Below are 15,350 nucleotides of genomic sequence, written 5' to 3' on the forward strand. Positions count from 1 at the left end.
CCGCCGTTTTTTTAACGATCAATCACCAGTAAAAACAACTAGGCAGCGATCGAACGAGACAACTCCCCTTTTGCTTCAGGTGCAGCAAACTGATTCAGCAACTGTGCTTTCTTGGCGCGTGTCGCCGCCAGATGCCGGTCCTTGACGTGACCATAACCGCGAATTTCTTCCGGCAGGCTGGCTATCGCGACAGCAGTAGCCAGATTACCGGCAGTCAGTTTCGGCAGCAAGGAAGAAATTGTTTCCTTGTAATGCACGATCAAGGCACGCTCTACCTTGCGCTCGGCGGTGTAGCCAAAAATGTCCAGCACGCTGCCACGCAGGAATTTCAATTTCGCCAGGACGCCGAAAGCGCGCATCATCCACGAACCGAATTCCTGTTTGATCAGATGGCCATGGGTATCGTGCTTGGCCAGCAACGGTGGCGCCAGATGAAACTTGAGCTTGTAGCCGCCTTCGAACATGGCGGCAATTTTCGCTTTGAAAGCGCCGTCAGTGTAAAGGCGCGCAACCTCGTACTCGTCCTTGTAAGCCATCAGCTTGAACAGATACGTAGCGACCGCCATGCTCAAGCGCTGCGCGCCGCGTCCGGCTTCCGTATGCGGCAGCTCAGCAGCCCGTACCTGCTCGACGAAGACACGGTACTGCTCTGCATAAGCGGCATCCTGGTATGAAGTCAGGAATGCCATCCGGCGCTTGATCAGGTCGTCCAGATTCGGCGTGCGCTTGAACTCGATCACCTGCGTCGGCGTATCGCTGATACGGGTACGTTTTTCCAGTCCAGCCAGATCGATTGCCGCTGTACGGCCCCAGACAAAGGCTTGTTTGTTGAATGCGACTTGCAATGCATTCAGCTCGATCGCCCGCATCAGCGATGCTTCTTGCAACGGCACCCAGCCCTTTTGCCAGGCATAGCCCAGCATGAACATATTGGTGGCGATCGCATCGCCCATCAAGGTAGTCGCAATTTGACCTGCATTGATGAACTCCACCCGATCGCTGCCGCAGGCTGCGCGGATATCATGCTCGGCTGCTGCATCAGGGGATTGCCAGTCCGGATTCTTGACGAATGCCGCCGTTGGCGTCTTGGTCGAATTGATCGCCGCGTAGGTCCGGCCTTCGCCCATGCGCGACAAGGCATCGCGATTGGCGCTGACGATCGCATCGCAACCGATCACCAGATCGGCATCACCGGTGCCGACGCGGGTCGAATAAATATCATCGGGATGATCGGCAAGCCGCACATGCGACATCACCGGGCCGCCCTTTTGCGCCAGGCCGCTCATGTCCAGCACCGAACAACCCTTGCCTTCGACGTGGGCAGCCATCGCCAGTATCTGGCCGATAGTCACGACGCCGGTACCGCCGATACCGGTCACCAGGATGCCGTACGGCTTGATGGTGTTAGGCAGGACCGGCGACGGCAGAGCGGCGACAGGTGCCGCAGCGGCTGCCGGCATCGCAGCGATCTTTGCCGGTTTCTTCAGGCTACCGCCTTCGACCGTGACAAAGCTCGGACAAAATCCGGTCACGCAAGAGAAGTCCTTGTTGCATGAGGATTGGTTGATCTGGCGTTTGCGGCCGAATTCAGTTTCCAACGGCTCTACCGACAAGCAATTCGACTGCACGCTGCAATCACCGCAACCTTCACAAACGGCTTCGTTGATGACTGCGCGCTTGGCCGGATCCGGATACTCGTTGCGTTTCCGGCGGCGGCGTTTTTCCGAAGCGCAGGTCTGGTCGTAAATCATCGCCGAAGTGCCTTCGATTTCGCGCAGTTCACGTTGCACGGCATCGAGTTCGCTACGGTGGCGGATTGTTACGCCCGGCGCCCAGTCGGTATTGGATGCGTATTTCTCCGGTTCGTCGGTCACCACGATAATCGGCGTCACGCCTTCCGCCGCAATCTGGCGTGAAATCATGGCCGGGTCGAGCGGACCGTCGAACGCCTGGCCGCCCGTCATGGCTACCGCATCGTTGAACAGGATCTTGTAGGTGATGTTAACCTTGGCGGCGACCGATGCGCGGATCGCCAGCAGGCCGGAGTGGAAATAAGTACCATCGCCAAGATTGGCGAACACGTGTTTTTCCGACGTAAATGGCGCTTGCCCAACCCAGGTGACGCCTTCTCCGCCCATGTGGGTGAAGGTCGACGATTCGCGATCCATCCACAGCACCATGTAATGACAGCCGATACCAGCCAGGCCGCGGCTGCCATCCGGCAGTTTGGTGGAGGTATTGTGCGGGCAGCCGGAGCAGAAATGCGGTACGCGGTCCTTGTTCGGATCAGGCTTGCTGCTGATGTTCAGCAGCGCTTCCTTGGCCTCCAGATAGGCCACCCGCTGCTGCACGCGCTGCGCTACCGGATGACCGGCAAAGTATTTCGACACGCGGGTCGCAATCGCACGCGCGATTTGCGCAGGATTGAGTTCATAGGTAGCCGGCAGCAACCAGTCGCCATGGCCTTCGCCGCTGCGGTTGCTCCATTCGCCGGTATCGTCGAATTTGCCGACGACACGCGGCCGTACATCGTCGCGCCAATTGTAGAGTTCTTCCTTGACCTGGTATTCCAGGATCTGGCGTTTCTCTTCAACCACCAGGATTTCTTCCAGGCCCTGCGCAAATTCACGCACACCTTCCGCTTCCAGCGGCCAGGTCATGCCGATCTTGTACAGCCGGATGCCGATATCACGCGCCACAGTCTCATCGATGCCGAGATCGGCCAGCGCCTGGCGCGTATCCAGATACGATTTACCGGCGGTGATGATGCCAATCTTGGCGACCGGACTGTCCCAGATGATCTGGTTCAGCTTGTTGACGCGGGCATAGGCCAGCGCGGCATACCATTTGTAATTGTTCATCCGTGCTTCTTGTCCCAGCACGGTATCGGGCAAACGGATATTCAAACCATCCGCAGGCAATTCGAAATCGGTAGGCAACACAATCTTGACGCGGTCCGGATCGAGATCGATCGATGCACCGGATTCGACCAGGTCGGTGACGCATTTCATCGATACCCACAAACCGGTATAACGGCTCATGGCCCAGCCATGCAAGCCATAGTCTAGATACTCCTGCACGGACGATGGATACAGTACCGGGATGCCGCAGGCTTTCAGGATGTGTTCGCTTTGATGCGCGGTCGTCGACGACTTTGCCGCATGATCGTCGCCGGCCAATACCAGTACGCCGCCATTCTTGGAAGTACCGGCCATATTGGCGTGCTTGAAAACGTCTCCGCAGCGGTCGACGCCTGGGCCTTTGCCGTACCACATGCCGAATACGCCGTCATATTGCGCGCCCGGAAACAGGTTCACCTGCTGCGTACCCCAGACACTGGTCGCGGCAAGGTCTTCGTTCATGCCGGGGTGGAATTTGACGTGATGCGATTCGAGGTATTTTTTTGCTTTGGCCGCGGTCAGGTCGACGCTGCCAAGCGGTGAGCCGCGATAACCGGTGACATAACCGGCAGTATTCAGGCCAGCCATGACATCGCGCTGCCGTTGCAACATTGGCAAACGAATAATGGCCTGCGTGCCCGTCATGAAAGCACGGCCACGTTCTAGTGTAAATTTATCATCAAGGGTAATATTATCCGCTTCAGACGCTTGCGCCGTTTGGTTGGGCTGCAAGGCTTCCGCCGATTTGAGTGGTGCGTTCATTCAGTCTCCGTGCCAAAAATTATGTTTTTGATTGCACTGCGTGGAGGTTATCCTACGCGGTCAAACGTCTTCGCCTTGTGGGCAAATCGTTCATTTTTTTCCTGCTTTTTTCCTGCCTGTTACGGCCCCAACACTACCACATGAGAGGGGCTGACTCAATGCACGCCGCAGCAATCAACCGCGTCATGGGGGCTGTTCGTACTTGATTTGGGAGTGCGAACAGGCCCCGCAGGGTAACAACTGTAACAACTGGTAAATCGAGTAGATAAGGGGAGCTACTCAGCGTGTAATGGGGCCTTGTCTGATATGGCTGAATACCTCCCCTGGACCAGCCATGTCGGGCATTCCTCCCTCTAGTGTTCCCATTATCACTAGTTCGCGGATTCTGCTCTCCCCGGCAGGATCCGCTTTTTTATTTCAATGCCAGATTTGTTTCACCAGCCAGCAAGGCATTCGCAGGCAACGGCTCCCGTGCTTTCAGGCGCGCATAGATCGGTGTGAAATCTGGCGCGGTGTCATCAAACAGCTGCTTGAAGTCTTTGATGACAAAATAGGTTTCCTGATAAGAGTCGATCTTGTACAAGGTGCGCATCACACGCTCAACATCAAACGGCAGGCGCAACGGCGCCGGGCTGCTCAGGCAATGTTCGATTTCACCTCCGGATGAGAGGATACCGGCGCCATATACGCGCAAACCTTCCGGACTCTGGATCAGGCCGAACTCAACCGTGTACCAGTACAGGCGCGCCAGCATCGACAAGCCGTCCAGCTTCATAGCCTTCAGCGCACCGATACCGTAATCCTGTAAATGATCCGCAAAAATCGGATTGAACAATAGCGGGACATGACCGAAAAAATCATGAAAAACGTCGGGTTCCACAATGTAGTCGAACTCTTCCGGATCGCGCAGCCAGACTGTGACCGGAAAACGGCGGTTGGCCAAATGTTCGAAGAAAGTGTGATCTGGCACCAGGCCTGGTACGGCTACCAGCGTCCAGCCCGTAGCCTTGAACAGCAAGGCTGAACTTTCCTCGAAGCGAGGAATGCCGTCGCCAATATTCAGCAACTCCAGGCTTTCGATGAACACGTCACAAGCCCGGCCGGGAATCAACTTGGCCTGGCGTTGGTACAGGCGGCGCCACAGCGCATGCTGCTCCGGCGTGTAGGCGTCCCAGTCCTGCTTGACGACGTATTGCGCGTCGATCTTACTGTAGTCGCCACGCAACGACGTGCCGTCCGACTTTTCAGCGACGGCGGCAAAAAAATCATCGGTGTTCAAGTTCATTTCCATTACGTTTGCATTCATTCTCTCTGTCCCGGATTCAACGCGTTTTACTAGTTCTATGTGTACAGTATAGGGGTGACTCGCGAGCAGTTAATTGCAAAATTTGTCCACCAGCCTTAAATTTGCGCATTAATATGTCAAAAAACATTCTCTTTGAGGTCATTTATGCCAACCATTGCATTGGATGCAACCGATCGTAAAATATTGGCGATCTTGCAGGAGGATGGCCGCCTGAGCAATCAGGAGGTGGCCGAGCGCGTCAATTTGTCGCCATCGCCTTGCCTGCGCCGTATCAAACAGCTGGAACAGGCGGGCGTGATACGACAGTATGTGGCGCTGCTGGAGCCGGACAAGATCGGCCTGGGCCTGTTGGCTTATATCAACGTCCGGTTGGAAAAACATAGCGACCCGCAATATCTGAGCGGCACCAAAGCCGCGGCGGCACAACATCAGACCATGTCGCCCCGGGTTTCTTTTTCAACCGCCGTGGAACGCTGGCCAGAAGTGGTCGCCTGTTATGCAATGACCGGCGAAATGGATTTTCTGTTAAGGGTGCATGTGGAGGACATGGCGCATTTTTCCCGCTTCATGATGGAAACCTTGCTACGTCATCCAGCCGTGCTGGACGTAAAATCCAGTTTTGCCTTGCAGCGGGTGAAAGATACGACAGCGTTGCCTTTGCTTTAACCCAGCCACCGCATCTTAGACCGCATTCCATTCATAGACAGTCACCACCGACGATCCCGTGAGATGCACCGGATCGGCAAACGCGAGGTTGCGTGCCTCTTCCAGACTGGCGGCCTTGATCAGGTACGCGCCGCCGGATTTATCGGCGAACGGACCGGCCAGTTCAAGCTTGCCTTGCTCCCGCAATTGATCGAGAAAAGCATAATGCTGCTCAACCACGCGGGCCTGGAATGCAGGCGTGCGAAATGTGGTCACCAAATAACGAGTCATGGAAGATTTGCCGGATACGAATGACGGGAGGGCAATCTTATCTGAAATTACCGGCTCGGGTCTGGGCCCTGCCGCCTAGTCACGCTTGATGCCGGGCAGATTGCCGAGCCATTTCAGCGCAGCACGCAGATTTGCCTTGAAGGTGTAGTCAAGCATAGCCGCCTGTTCTTGCACAGCTTCCTGCAGCATGCTGGCAGGGTTCGCGGGGGGTAATTTCAGATACGCATCGGCCTCGCCGTAATCGCGATGGATCGCCATTCCGGCTTTCTTGGCGATGTGCATCATCACTTTGTTGGATGACAGGCAGTGCATGTACAGGGTATCGATATCGACATTGCGGCAACGTATCGCTGCGCGTTCGAACAGGCGGCTGCCGACGCCCATGCCACGCGCCGACGCAGCGACGGAAACGCCGAATTCAGCCACCCTTTCCTTGGAGGTGGAAGCACTCACAGAGGGCCGTGTTTCGCGTGGCGCGAACGCCAGATGGCCGACGCCGAGCAAGCGCAGCTTACGGTCATAGACGCCGAATACGGTATCGCGCGAGAAATCGATATTGTCGACGTAGCGGCTGACCAGATCATCCGACAACGCCGAACCAAAGCGCAGCAGACGGTCGCCACTGGTGAGCGCAAGAAAATGGCGCAATAGCCGCTTGCGTGCACGGCGCGACAATTCCTTGACGAAAATGATCGGCCGCGATGTCTTGGATTGCCCGGAGCCGGCGCCACCGGCGGTTGTCTCGCTGTTGCCGCGCCCCTTCGCCTCTGTCGCTGTCATCCTGGCCTCTCTGGTCTGATCAGCTGATCCGTATCATTGCCGCTGTGCTTGCACCAATTGTTCAACCACTTCGACCCGGGCAGCGTGAATCGCTTCGGGTATCCGCTGCGGCTGCTGCTGGAACATGCCGGCAATGACGCCGGCATTGACCGACTGCGCCGCCCGCAGCGCAGCCTGCAAATAAGCCAGCTGTGGAAACGGCTTTTCCTCATAGCCGGTTCTGCCACGGGAATCGCATTCGGTGGCACGTAGCATATCAATAAAACGCTCCGGCTTGCGAAAGGCGTCACAACGTCCCAGCAAGTTGACGATAGTGCTTGCACGCAGCTCGAAAGCGCGGCCGACATTGCCATGTTCGCGGGTCGTCATCAGCGCCAGGTCACGGGCCTCGCTCGGTACTTTGAGACGCTGGCAAACACGTTCCACCAGTTCGACGCCAAGACCTTCGTGACCGTGATGGCTGGGCCAGCCGGCTGCCGGCGTCACGCCCTTGCCCAGATCATGCATGATGGTGGCAAAGCGCACCGGAAGCGGATAATTTGCACGGGCGGCGGTATCCACCACCATCATCACGTGCACCCCAGTATCGATTTCCGGATGATATTTTTCCGGTTGCGGAATGCCCCACAGAGCGTCCAGCTCTGGCAGGATGCGCGCTAATGCGCCGCATGCGCGCAACACTTCAAACATGCGCGATGGCTGTTGTTCCATCAGGCCGCGGGACAGTTCTTGCCAGACGCGCTCCGGCACCAATGCATCCACTTCCCCAGCAGCCACCATGCTTTGCATCAAGATATTGGTCTCGGGCGCCACCGTGAAATCGGTAAAGCGCGCAGCAAACCTGGCGATACGCAAGATACGCACCGGATCTTCAGCAAAAGCGCCGGAGACGTGGCGAAACACACGGCCCTGTAAATCCTGGCGACCGTTAAACGGATCAACCAGGGTACCGTCTTCTGCGCGTGCGATGGCGTTGATGGTCAGGTCGCGGCGCACCAGGTCTTGCTCCAGCGTGACGTCAGAGGCGGTATGAAATACGAAACCTTTATAACCTGGTGCAGTTTTGCGTTCGGTGCGCGCCAGCGCATATTCTTCATGCGTGTGCGGATGGAGAAATACTGGAAAATCTTTTCCGACCGGACGGAATCCTTGCGCCAGCATGTCTTCCGGCGTCGCTCCGACCACCACGTAATCGCGATCCTTTACCGGCAATCCGAGCAATTCGTCGCGTACCGCGCCGCCCACTGCAAAAACTTTCATGTCTATCAATTGAACCTGTAATGAAATGCACATCCGGCAATGACTGGTCCGGCAATACTTACTTTGGCAATACTTCGGTTTCCGCCAGCGCCTCACGAATCCAGCGCGCCACAGCAGGATGGGCCTGGACCCGCTCGGCATAGGCTTGCAGCGCGGGCGCCAACGAGACGCCGTAGCTGTGGAAACGCATGACAACTGGTGCAAAGTAGGCATCGGCAATCGAAAATGCGCCGAACAAGAACTGGTGATGGCCGAATTCGGACAAACAGGTTTCCCAGATTTCAATCACCCTGGCGATATCTGCCTGAGAACCTGCAGTACGTCCGTGGCCAGGCTTGTGAGCGCGAATATCCATCGGCATGTCTGAGCGCAGGGCCGCAAACCCGGAATGCATCTCGGCGCATATTGAGCGGGCGGTAGCGCGCGCCAACGTATCTTGCGGCCACATGCACAGATCGGGAAACTGCTCCGCCAGATATTCGCAAATTGAGAGAGAGTCCCAGATCGCCATCTCTCCCACCAGCAAGATCGGCACCCGGCCGCTGGCGGAAAAACGTCCTATTTCGTTGGCAGTCTGCGCCTGTCGTAACAAGATCTTGTGCTCTTTGAACGGAATGCCGAACGCAGTCATCGCCACCCATGGCCGCATCGACCATGAGGAATAGTTTTTATTGGCGATCACCAGCGTCAGGCCATCTTTACCGGCTTTTTCCAAAGCAGCCGACAGGCTTGGATCGAGTTCTGTGGTTTGCATATACTGCTCCGGGACTGCAAATTCAAGATGCCATGCAATACGTCAAGCAAGCTGGCGACCGTAGAAATACCACTATCAGGGTAACGCCGATTCGACAAACCCCTTGGGTGCGACGGTACCCAGACGCGCCTTCAAGGATTGCGGCTTGCCGTCGAACAAAGCCGCATAATAGGTCGCATTGGACAGTACATTCTTGACGTAGCCGCGCGTTTCGTTAAACGGAATCGACTCGGCAAAAATCGCACCTTCCACCGTGCCAGGCAAGGTCGAACGCCAGGCACGCGGCCGGCCAGGGCCTGCGTTGTATGCCGCAGATGCCAGCGCTTGCGAGCCGTCGAGATCGGACAACACCATGCTCAGGTAATTCGTCCCCAATAGAATATTGGTATTCACGTCAGAGATCTGGTCGGTGGTAAAGCCGCTTAGTCCGATTTTCTTGGCGACCCATTTCGCCGTCGCCGGCATCACCTGCATCAGGCCGCTGGCGCCAACATTCGAGCGGGCGCTGCGCATAAAGCGCGACTCTTGCCGGATCACGCCGTATACCCAGGCCATATCAAGACCCAGGTTTTGAGTATTGGTCGTCATGACGTCGCGATGCGGCGACGGAAAACGCTGGTTGAAATCAACCTCAACCTTGGTCCGGTCGGACGTGTTCACCATACGGTCAAGGACATTGTTCTGGCGCGCAAATTCAGCGGCCGTCAACAATTGCCGGTCAGTCATTCCGCGCAATTCCCAGTTCCATTCGCGCACGCCTTCAAAACGCAGATTCATGTCGAAGAAACGCAGGGCGCGACGAAAGCCTTGGTTATTTGTCATCGCCGCCATTTCTGCGGGGGTAAATGCCTGTGTCGAAGAAACTGCAATAATTTTCTGCCCGAGTTCTTCCAGCGCCAACTGGCCATAGAAATTGGTCTGGTCCGCGATCGACTGGAATTTCTGCTGTGCCTCGTCGGTCTTGCCTTCGGTTTGATCGACACGGGCCAGCCAGTAAATCCAGGTTGGATCGGCGCGCAAAGCCGCAGGCATCGCGTCGATCCCGCTGCGGACCAATTTCCAGTCACCGCCACGCAGCGCCGAGCGCACGCGCCACTGATAGGCATCGCTGGACAATACTGCATTACCCTTCACCTGACGCCAATAATCGATGGCTTGCGGCTCAAGTTTCAGCGCCGACTGCAGCGCGATCTGCGCCCATGCCAGCGAACGTTCCGAGGATGTCAGCTGGTCGGAAGACGCATTGAGCGCCCCGGCGGCGCGGCCGGTATCGTTTTTAGCGACACGTCCGAGCGCAAGAATGAATAATTCATGACCGCTACGTCCGGCACCCGGGCCACGCGCAAGCACCAGCGCCGATTTATCGATGGCTTGCGCCACCTGGGCGTCATCGGCATCGACAAACGGTGTCATACGGCGAGCCACGCCGGCAAAGCCGGATTCCACCGCCAGCCGGATCTGGAACCAGACGTCGTCCGCCGTAAACTGGCCATTTTGCGCCAGCGTACCGATCAGATCGGTACAACCCGGGCCGTAATCTTTCGGCGTGGTCAGCAATGCACGTGCCTCTGCCGCTACATTCGTGCCTTTCAAGGCGGCCGAAGTCAGCGCATAGCATTTCAACTGTGTGTCATCGTCGAGCACAAATTTGGGATATTGTTCGTCGAAAGTTGCCCAGTCGCCAGCCTTGCCCAGTTCCAGCAACCAATCATTACGCAGGCGGTCGGCAATCGCGCTGCCCTCGTAACGGTTGAGATAGTCGCGAATATCGGCCTGTGGCGCTACCAGATCTTTGATCAGTGGCTTCAGACGGTAATAATCGACATACGAAGGAATGTCATAATCGCTCAAGGTAGAAGCCAGCAATTCCGCCTTGTCGGGGTTATTTGCACGCGAAGCGTCGCGCAAGGCCAGGAATGCGTCATCCTGGCTGGCATAACTGCCGATAGCTGCGCTGTTTGTGGAGCGCTTTTGCGCATAAGCTGTACTTGTCAGGGCCGCAGAGGAAGCCACGGCGACAGCGATAACAGCAAGCCATTTCTTTTTAAACATGTTAAACCTATTTTTTACGGGTACGAGCGATGACGTCTAGCATAGCATGTGATGCCAGTGATGCAACACCCGAAAGCCATCGGGACAAAGCACTGTTACGGCCTGCGCTGCTGGCGGCACGGCGTGCAATAGATGCAAACGCTCGCCGGGACTGGGATGCGGAACTCGGACAACGGGTAATTGCCTGGGCCATGCAATGGCGACTGGCCCATCCGGACAGCGTACTGGGCGTGTATTGGCCGATCCGTAGCGAACCGGATTTGCGGCCCGCTTACGTCGAACTGGCAGCCCGCGGCATACTGCTTGCGTTGCCGATCGTGGTTGATAACGATAGTCCCTTACGCTTTGTGGCGTGGACACCGGGCGATACCATGAGCAAGGATAGTTTTGGCGTTGCAATTCCAGCCAGCGGCGCGACGGCGACGCCGTCTGCCTTGTTGATTCCCTGCGTCGGCTTTAGCCGGCACAGGATACGGCTAGGTTATGGCGGCGGTTTTTATGACAGGACGCTGGCGTCGACTCCACGTCCGCAAGCAATCGGGATAGCCTATTCCTGCGGATTGGTGGATTTTGACGGCGCGCCGCACGATATTGCGCTGGACACCGTCATTACCGAATCAATCGGCTTATAAGCACTTATAACTTCAGGCGCTGCCAGATGGCAATCGTCGCAGGCGATTGATTCAGCGTATAGAAATGCAAGCCCGGTGCGCCGCCGGCCAGCAAGCGCTCGCAAAGTTGCGTCACCACATCCAGGCCAAAAGCCCGGATCGAATCGGTGTCGTCGCCATAACTGGCCAACTTCAGGCGAATCCAGCGCGGGATCTCAGTGCCGCACATGTCGGAAAAACGCATCAGTTGCGAGTAGTTGGTGATCGGCATGATGCCGGCAACCACCGGCACCGTCGCGCCCAATTTTTGCGCTTCGTCGACAAAACGGAAATACGCGTCCGCATTGTAGAAATACTGTGTGATAGCGCCGTTGGCGCCGGCCTTTACCTTGCTCACATAACGCTGCACGTCGTCTTGCGGCGACTTTGCCTGTGGATGCATCTCAGGATAAGCCGCGACTTCGATATGAAACCAGTCACCGGTTTCCGCACGAATGAATTCCACCAGTTCATTCGCGTAGCGGAACTCACCGGAAGAAAAATCCATCGCGCCGTAGCCACTCGGTAAATCGCCGCGCAAAGCCACCAAGCGCTTGATACCGTGATCCTTATATTGCGTCAGGATGGCGCGCAATGATTCGCGCGAACTGCCCAGACAGGATAGGTGCGGCGCCGCTTCGTGGCCTTCGCTGCGGATATCCAGCACGGTATCCAGCGTGCCCTTCTGGGTCGAACCGCCTGCGCCGAAAGTGACCGAGAAATAGCGCGGATGCAGTTCTGCCAGTTTGGCGCGCGTCACCCGCAGCTTTTCGGTGCCCTCGGGTGTCTTCGGCGGGAAAAATTCAATACTAAAATTCTTTTGTGTCATTTTCTGTGCCAATCAATTTTTCTTCAACAGCAGCGTGGACAGCGCCCATGAAACGATGCTGTACAAGATCGCACCACCTACCGCCGACCAGAAACTGGCGACATAGAAACCGCTTACCAGATGCGACACCAGCCAGAACATCAGGCCGTTAATGATAAAGATGAACAAACCCAGGGTCAGCAAGGTTGCCGGCAAAGTCAGCAGCAGCAGGACCGGACGGATCAGGGTATTAACGAAACCCAGCACCAGCGCTGCGATCAACGCCGCACCGAAACTGGTGAACTGCACCGAATGCATCAGATACGGCACCGCCAGCAAGGCCAGGGTATTGATTAGCCAGGTTATCAGTAAGCGCATTGCGTTTTCCTCTTGGTTATGCGGCATCTGCCGGCCGCCATACATGGTTTTGCCTGGCGGCCGGTGGCCTAGCGATTAATAACGATAGTGTTCCGGCTTGTAAGGACCGGTTTGCTTGACGCCGATGTAAGCAGCCTGCTCTTCCGTCAGTACCGACAGTTGCGCGTTCAGCTTTTTCAACTGCAGGCGCGCGACTTTTTCATCCAGGTGTTTTGGCAATGTATACACGCCAACCGGATAGGCCTTGGTGTTCACAAACAATTCGATCTGGGCGATGGTCTGGTTAGCGAACGACGAGCTCATGACATACGATGGATGGCCGGTGCCGCAGCCCAGATTCACCAGACGGCCTTCAGCCAGCAGGATGATGCGTTTGCCGTCAGGGAAGATGATGTGGTCGACTTGCGGCTTGATGTTTTCCCAAGTGTATTGCTTCAAGGCGGCGACTTCGATTTCATTGTCGAAGTGACCGATGTTGCAAACGATTGCCTGGTCTTTCATCTTTTGCATGTGCGCATGCGTGATGACATGATAGTTGCCGGTGCAGGTGACGAAAATGTCGCCGTGCTCAGCCGCGTATTCCATGGTGACAACGCGATAACCTTCCATTGCCGCCTGCAAAGCGCAGATCGGATCGACTTCGGTCACCCACACTTGCGCCGACAAAGCGCGCATGGCTTGGGCCGAACCCTTGCCGACGTCGCCGTAACCGGCGATCACAGCGACCTTGCCTGCGATCATGACATCGGTAGCGCGCTTGATGCCGTCGACCAGCGACTCGCGGCAACCGTAGAGATTGTCGAACTTCGATTTGGTCACCGAATCATTGACGTTGATGGCAGGAAAAGCCAGCTTGCCTTCCTTGTGCATCTGGTACAGGCGATGCACGCCGGTCGTGGTTTCTTCGGTGACGCCCTTGATTTGCGCCAGGCGGGTCGAATACCAGTTCGACGATGTCGCCAGCTTCTTCTTGATCGCATTGAACAGGCAGATCTCTTCTTCCGAACCCGGATTGTTCAGGACAGAAGCATCTTTTTCTGCGCGTGTGCCGAGATGCAGCAACAGAGTTGCATCGCCGCCATCATCCAGGATCATGTTGGCTTGCTCTTCACCCGGCCATTCGAAAATGCGATGAGTGAATTCCCAATAGTCGTCCAGCGATTCACCCTTGAAAGCGAACACAGGTGTGCCGGTAGCGGCGATGGCGGCAGCGGCGTGATCCTGGGTCGAGTAAATATTGCAAGATGCCCAACGGACCTTCGCCCCCAGCGCTTCCAGCGTCTGGATCAGGACTGCGGTCTGGATCGTCATGTGGATCGAACCGGTAATGCGCGCACCCTTGAGCGGCTGGGCTGCTGCGAATTCGTCGCGAATCGCCATCAGGCCCGGCATTTCAGTTTCGGCGATCTTGATTTCCTTGTCGCCCCAGCCGGACAGGCTGATATCGGCAACGACGTAGTCTTGGGTTGAAGAGGTTGTAGAGTTCATTACAGCGGCGTTCATCACGCCCTCCTTTCGTTAGAAAAAAAGTAACGTGAGCGCGGTTGCATGTTGACTGTACCAAGCCTGGCAGACTATGTCTGTCGCAACGCTCCTTGGATACGGCCTGTCATTTTAAAGCAAAACGGCAGGTTTTCGGCTGACCGCAATACAAATTCAGGCTATCCGGATTGGCGAATAGCCGGCCCGCCCTTAAACCCAGCCCATTTCATGCAGCTCGCTCTTGATATAAGCATAGTAAATCGGCGCCGCCACCAGCCCCGGCAAGCCGAATGCGGCTTCGGCCAGCACCATCATCAGTAGCAATTCCCAGCTGCGCGCATTGATTTGCGTGCCGACGATCTTCGCATTCAGGAAATATTCCAGCTTGTGGATCACTACCAGGAACACCAGCGCCGCCAAGGCCACGTACACCGATACCGACATGGCGACCAGCACGATCAGCGTGTTGGAAATCAGGTTCCCGATCACCGGCAGCAATCCCGCCAGGAAAGTGACGATGATCATGGTCTTGGTCAAAGGCAGATGAATACCGCCAAGCCGCAACACGACCAACAGAAAGATCGCCGTCAAGACCGTATTCAACAGGGAAATCTTGATCTGGGCGAACACGACGCGGCGGAAGGCGTCCGCCAGCAGATGCGCGCGCCCTAGAAGCTCTCTCGCCAGCGGTTGCAGCAACGGCATCGGATGCGCAGCATTCAGCGCCACCATGGCGCCCAGCACCATACCGATCAGCACATGCACGAATACCTGCACCGCCTCCCGGCCCGCCAGCTGCACTTCGCCACTGTGGGATTGCAGCCAGTCACCGATCATTTGGCGGATATCGTCGATGTCATCGGGTAAATATTGCTGCAGCCACACCGGAAGTTGCGTGCGCGCCTGGTCCAGCACTACCAGCAATTTCGATTGCAACACTTGCAGGCGGTCAGGGCCGCCATGAAAGAAAGCAATCAGGCCAAAAATGACCAGGGTCAGCAGTCCAATGATGATTGAAGACAAGAAGACGACGGAGATCAGGTGGGCCCGTTCGCTGGTAAGCCGACGCTGGACAAACGGCGTCAGCGCCCGCACCAGCTCGTACACCAGTAAGCCGGCCAGCAGCGCCGTCAACATGTGTAGCGACATCACCAAAAACAGCACCGTCAGGGCTACCAGCCAGGCGGCCAGGCGAAAGCGCGGCAGTTCGGTGATGACCGGCCGTAGTTGACGAGTAGTGGATTCAGGAACGGATTTGGGGGCGGAGGCCATGTGGGGACTT

The 15,350-nt window shown here is 56.6% G+C and carries 13 protein-coding genes and 1 riboswitch; of the genes, 2 read left to right on the top strand and 11 right to left on the bottom strand.

Translation table 11 applies throughout. The features are described 5' to 3' along the window. Nucleotides 1-38: 38 nt before the first annotated feature. Together LT85_RS22635 and phhA are read right to left on the bottom strand one after the other, a co-directional pair. The gene (locus LT85_RS22635) at nucleotides 39-3,662 is read right to left on the bottom strand and encodes an indolepyruvate ferredoxin oxidoreductase family protein (protein WP_038493462.1); all 3,624 of its coding nucleotides are present in this window, start codon (nucleotides 3,660-3,662) and stop codon (nucleotides 39-41) included. Nucleotides 3,663-4,074: 412 nt separating this feature from the next. After that, nucleotides 4,075-4,953 carry a phenylalanine 4-monooxygenase gene (phhA, locus tag LT85_RS22640; RefSeq protein ID WP_038493465.1) on the bottom strand — a complete coding sequence of 293 codons (879 nt, stop codon included), beginning with the start codon at nucleotides 4,951-4,953 and terminating at the stop codon, nucleotides 4,075-4,077. Between the two features lie 159 nt (nucleotides 4,954-5,112). Here phhA and LT85_RS22645 point away from each other — a divergent pair, with 159 nt between their 5' ends. Continuing rightward, entirely contained in the window at nucleotides 5,113-5,634 is a 522-nt protein-coding gene (locus tag LT85_RS22645; RefSeq protein WP_038493468.1) for an Lrp/AsnC family transcriptional regulator, read from the top strand. A gap of 15 nt (nucleotides 5,635-5,649) precedes the next feature. Here LT85_RS22645 and LT85_RS22650 read toward each other — a convergent pair whose 3' ends face one another. From LT85_RS22650 to LT85_RS22670, 5 genes are all read right to left on the bottom strand, one after another. Continuing rightward, nucleotides 5,650-5,904: a YciI family protein gene (locus LT85_RS22650; protein WP_038493470.1), complete on the bottom strand. Its 255-nt coding sequence runs from the start codon at nucleotides 5,902-5,904 to the stop codon at nucleotides 5,650-5,652. 75 nt (nucleotides 5,905-5,979) lie between these two features. Next, a complete protein-coding gene (locus tag LT85_RS22655) occupies nucleotides 5,980-6,684 on the bottom strand; it encodes a GNAT family N-acetyltransferase (protein ID WP_038493473.1) in 705 nt (234 codons plus the stop codon). Between the two features lie 33 nt (nucleotides 6,685-6,717). Further along, nucleotides 6,718-7,944 (bottom strand): multifunctional CCA addition/repair protein, encoded by a 1,227-nt coding sequence (locus tag LT85_RS22660; RefSeq protein WP_038493476.1) that lies wholly within the window; start codon nucleotides 7,942-7,944, stop codon nucleotides 6,718-6,720. A gap of 58 nt (nucleotides 7,945-8,002) precedes the next feature. Beyond that, nucleotides 8,003-8,698 carry a glutathione S-transferase family protein gene (locus LT85_RS22665; RefSeq protein WP_038493479.1) on the bottom strand — a complete coding sequence of 232 codons (696 nt, stop codon included), beginning with the start codon at nucleotides 8,696-8,698 and terminating at the stop codon, nucleotides 8,003-8,005. 75 nt (nucleotides 8,699-8,773) lie between these two features. Then, the gene (locus tag LT85_RS22670) at nucleotides 8,774-10,750 is read right to left on the bottom strand and encodes a lytic transglycosylase domain-containing protein (RefSeq protein WP_038493481.1); all 1,977 of its coding nucleotides are present in this window, start codon (nucleotides 10,748-10,750) and stop codon (nucleotides 8,774-8,776) included. A 29-nt stretch (nucleotides 10,751-10,779) separates the two neighbouring features. Here LT85_RS22670 and LT85_RS22675 point away from each other — a divergent pair, with 29 nt between their 5' ends. Beyond that, entirely contained in the window at nucleotides 10,780-11,382 is a 603-nt protein-coding gene (locus LT85_RS22675) for a 5-formyltetrahydrofolate cyclo-ligase (protein ID WP_081992637.1), read from the top strand. A gap of 4 nt (nucleotides 11,383-11,386) precedes the next feature. On the opposite strand, the gene metF is transcribed toward LT85_RS22675, so the two are convergent. From metF to LT85_RS22695, 4 genes are all read right to left on the bottom strand, one after another. Further along, a complete protein-coding gene (gene metF, locus LT85_RS22680) occupies nucleotides 11,387-12,229 on the bottom strand; it encodes a methylenetetrahydrofolate reductase [NAD(P)H] (RefSeq protein ID WP_038493483.1) in 843 nt (280 codons plus the stop codon). Nucleotides 12,230-12,241: 12 nt separating this feature from the next. Next, nucleotides 12,242-12,586 (bottom strand): phage holin family protein, encoded by a 345-nt coding sequence (locus LT85_RS22685; RefSeq protein ID WP_038497214.1) that lies wholly within the window; start codon nucleotides 12,584-12,586, stop codon nucleotides 12,242-12,244. 75 nt (nucleotides 12,587-12,661) lie between these two features. Beyond that, a complete protein-coding gene (gene ahcY / locus LT85_RS22690) occupies nucleotides 12,662-14,089 on the bottom strand; it encodes an adenosylhomocysteinase (protein ID WP_038493485.1) in 1,428 nt (475 codons plus the stop codon). Nucleotides 14,090-14,115: 26 nt separating this feature from the next. Further along, nucleotides 14,116-14,190, bottom strand: a riboswitch (S-adenosyl-L-homocysteine riboswitch). An 88-nt stretch (nucleotides 14,191-14,278) separates the two neighbouring features. After that, nucleotides 14,279-15,340 (bottom strand): AI-2E family transporter, encoded by a 1,062-nt coding sequence (locus tag LT85_RS22695; protein WP_038493487.1) that lies wholly within the window; start codon nucleotides 15,338-15,340, stop codon nucleotides 14,279-14,281. Between the last annotated feature and the right edge of the window lie 10 nt (nucleotides 15,341-15,350).

Source organism: Collimonas arenae (assembly GCF_000786695.1).
GTDB lineage: Bacteria > Pseudomonadota > Gammaproteobacteria > Burkholderiales > Burkholderiaceae_D > Collimonas > Collimonas arenae_A.

Bases quoted from the DNA above. Each gene is read 5' to 3' on its own strand.
- LT85_RS22635 (WP_038493462.1), bottom strand. From the start codon at position 3,662: ATGAACGCACCACTCAAATCGGCGGAAGCCTTGCAGCCCAACCAAACG.
- phhA (WP_038493465.1), bottom strand. From the start codon at position 4,953: ATGGAAATGAACTTGAACACCGATGATTTTTTTGCCGCCGTCGCTGAA.
- LT85_RS22645 (WP_038493468.1), top strand. From the start codon at position 5,113: ATGCCAACCATTGCATTGGATGCAACCGATCGTAAAATATTGGCGATC.
- LT85_RS22650 (WP_038493470.1), bottom strand. From the start codon at position 5,904: ATGACTCGTTATTTGGTGACCACATTTCGCACGCCTGCATTCCAGGCC.
- LT85_RS22655 (WP_038493473.1), bottom strand. From the start codon at position 6,684: ATGACAGCGACAGAGGCGAAGGGGCGCGGCAACAGCGAGACAACCGCC.
- LT85_RS22660 (WP_038493476.1), bottom strand. From the start codon at position 7,944: ATGAAAGTTTTTGCAGTGGGCGGCGCGGTACGCGACGAATTGCTCGGA.
- LT85_RS22665 (WP_038493479.1), bottom strand. From the start codon at position 8,698: ATGCAAACCACAGAACTCGATCCAAGCCTGTCGGCTGCTTTGGAAAAA.
- LT85_RS22670 (WP_038493481.1), bottom strand. From the start codon at position 10,750: ATGTTTAAAAAGAAATGGCTTGCTGTTATCGCTGTCGCCGTGGCTTCC.
- LT85_RS22675 (WP_081992637.1), top strand. From the start codon at position 10,780: ATGACGTCTAGCATAGCATGTGATGCCAGTGATGCAACACCCGAAAGC.
- metF (WP_038493483.1), bottom strand. From the start codon at position 12,229: ATGACACAAAAGAATTTTAGTATTGAATTTTTCCCGCCGAAGACACCC.
- LT85_RS22685 (WP_038497214.1), bottom strand. From the start codon at position 12,586: ATGCGCTTACTGATAACCTGGCTAATCAATACCCTGGCCTTGCTGGCG.
- ahcY (WP_038493485.1), bottom strand. From the start codon at position 14,089: ATGAACGCCGCTGTAATGAACTCTACAACCTCTTCAACCCAAGACTAC.
- LT85_RS22695 (WP_038493487.1), bottom strand. From the start codon at position 15,340: ATGGCCTCCGCCCCCAAATCCGTTCCTGAATCCACTACTCGTCAACTA.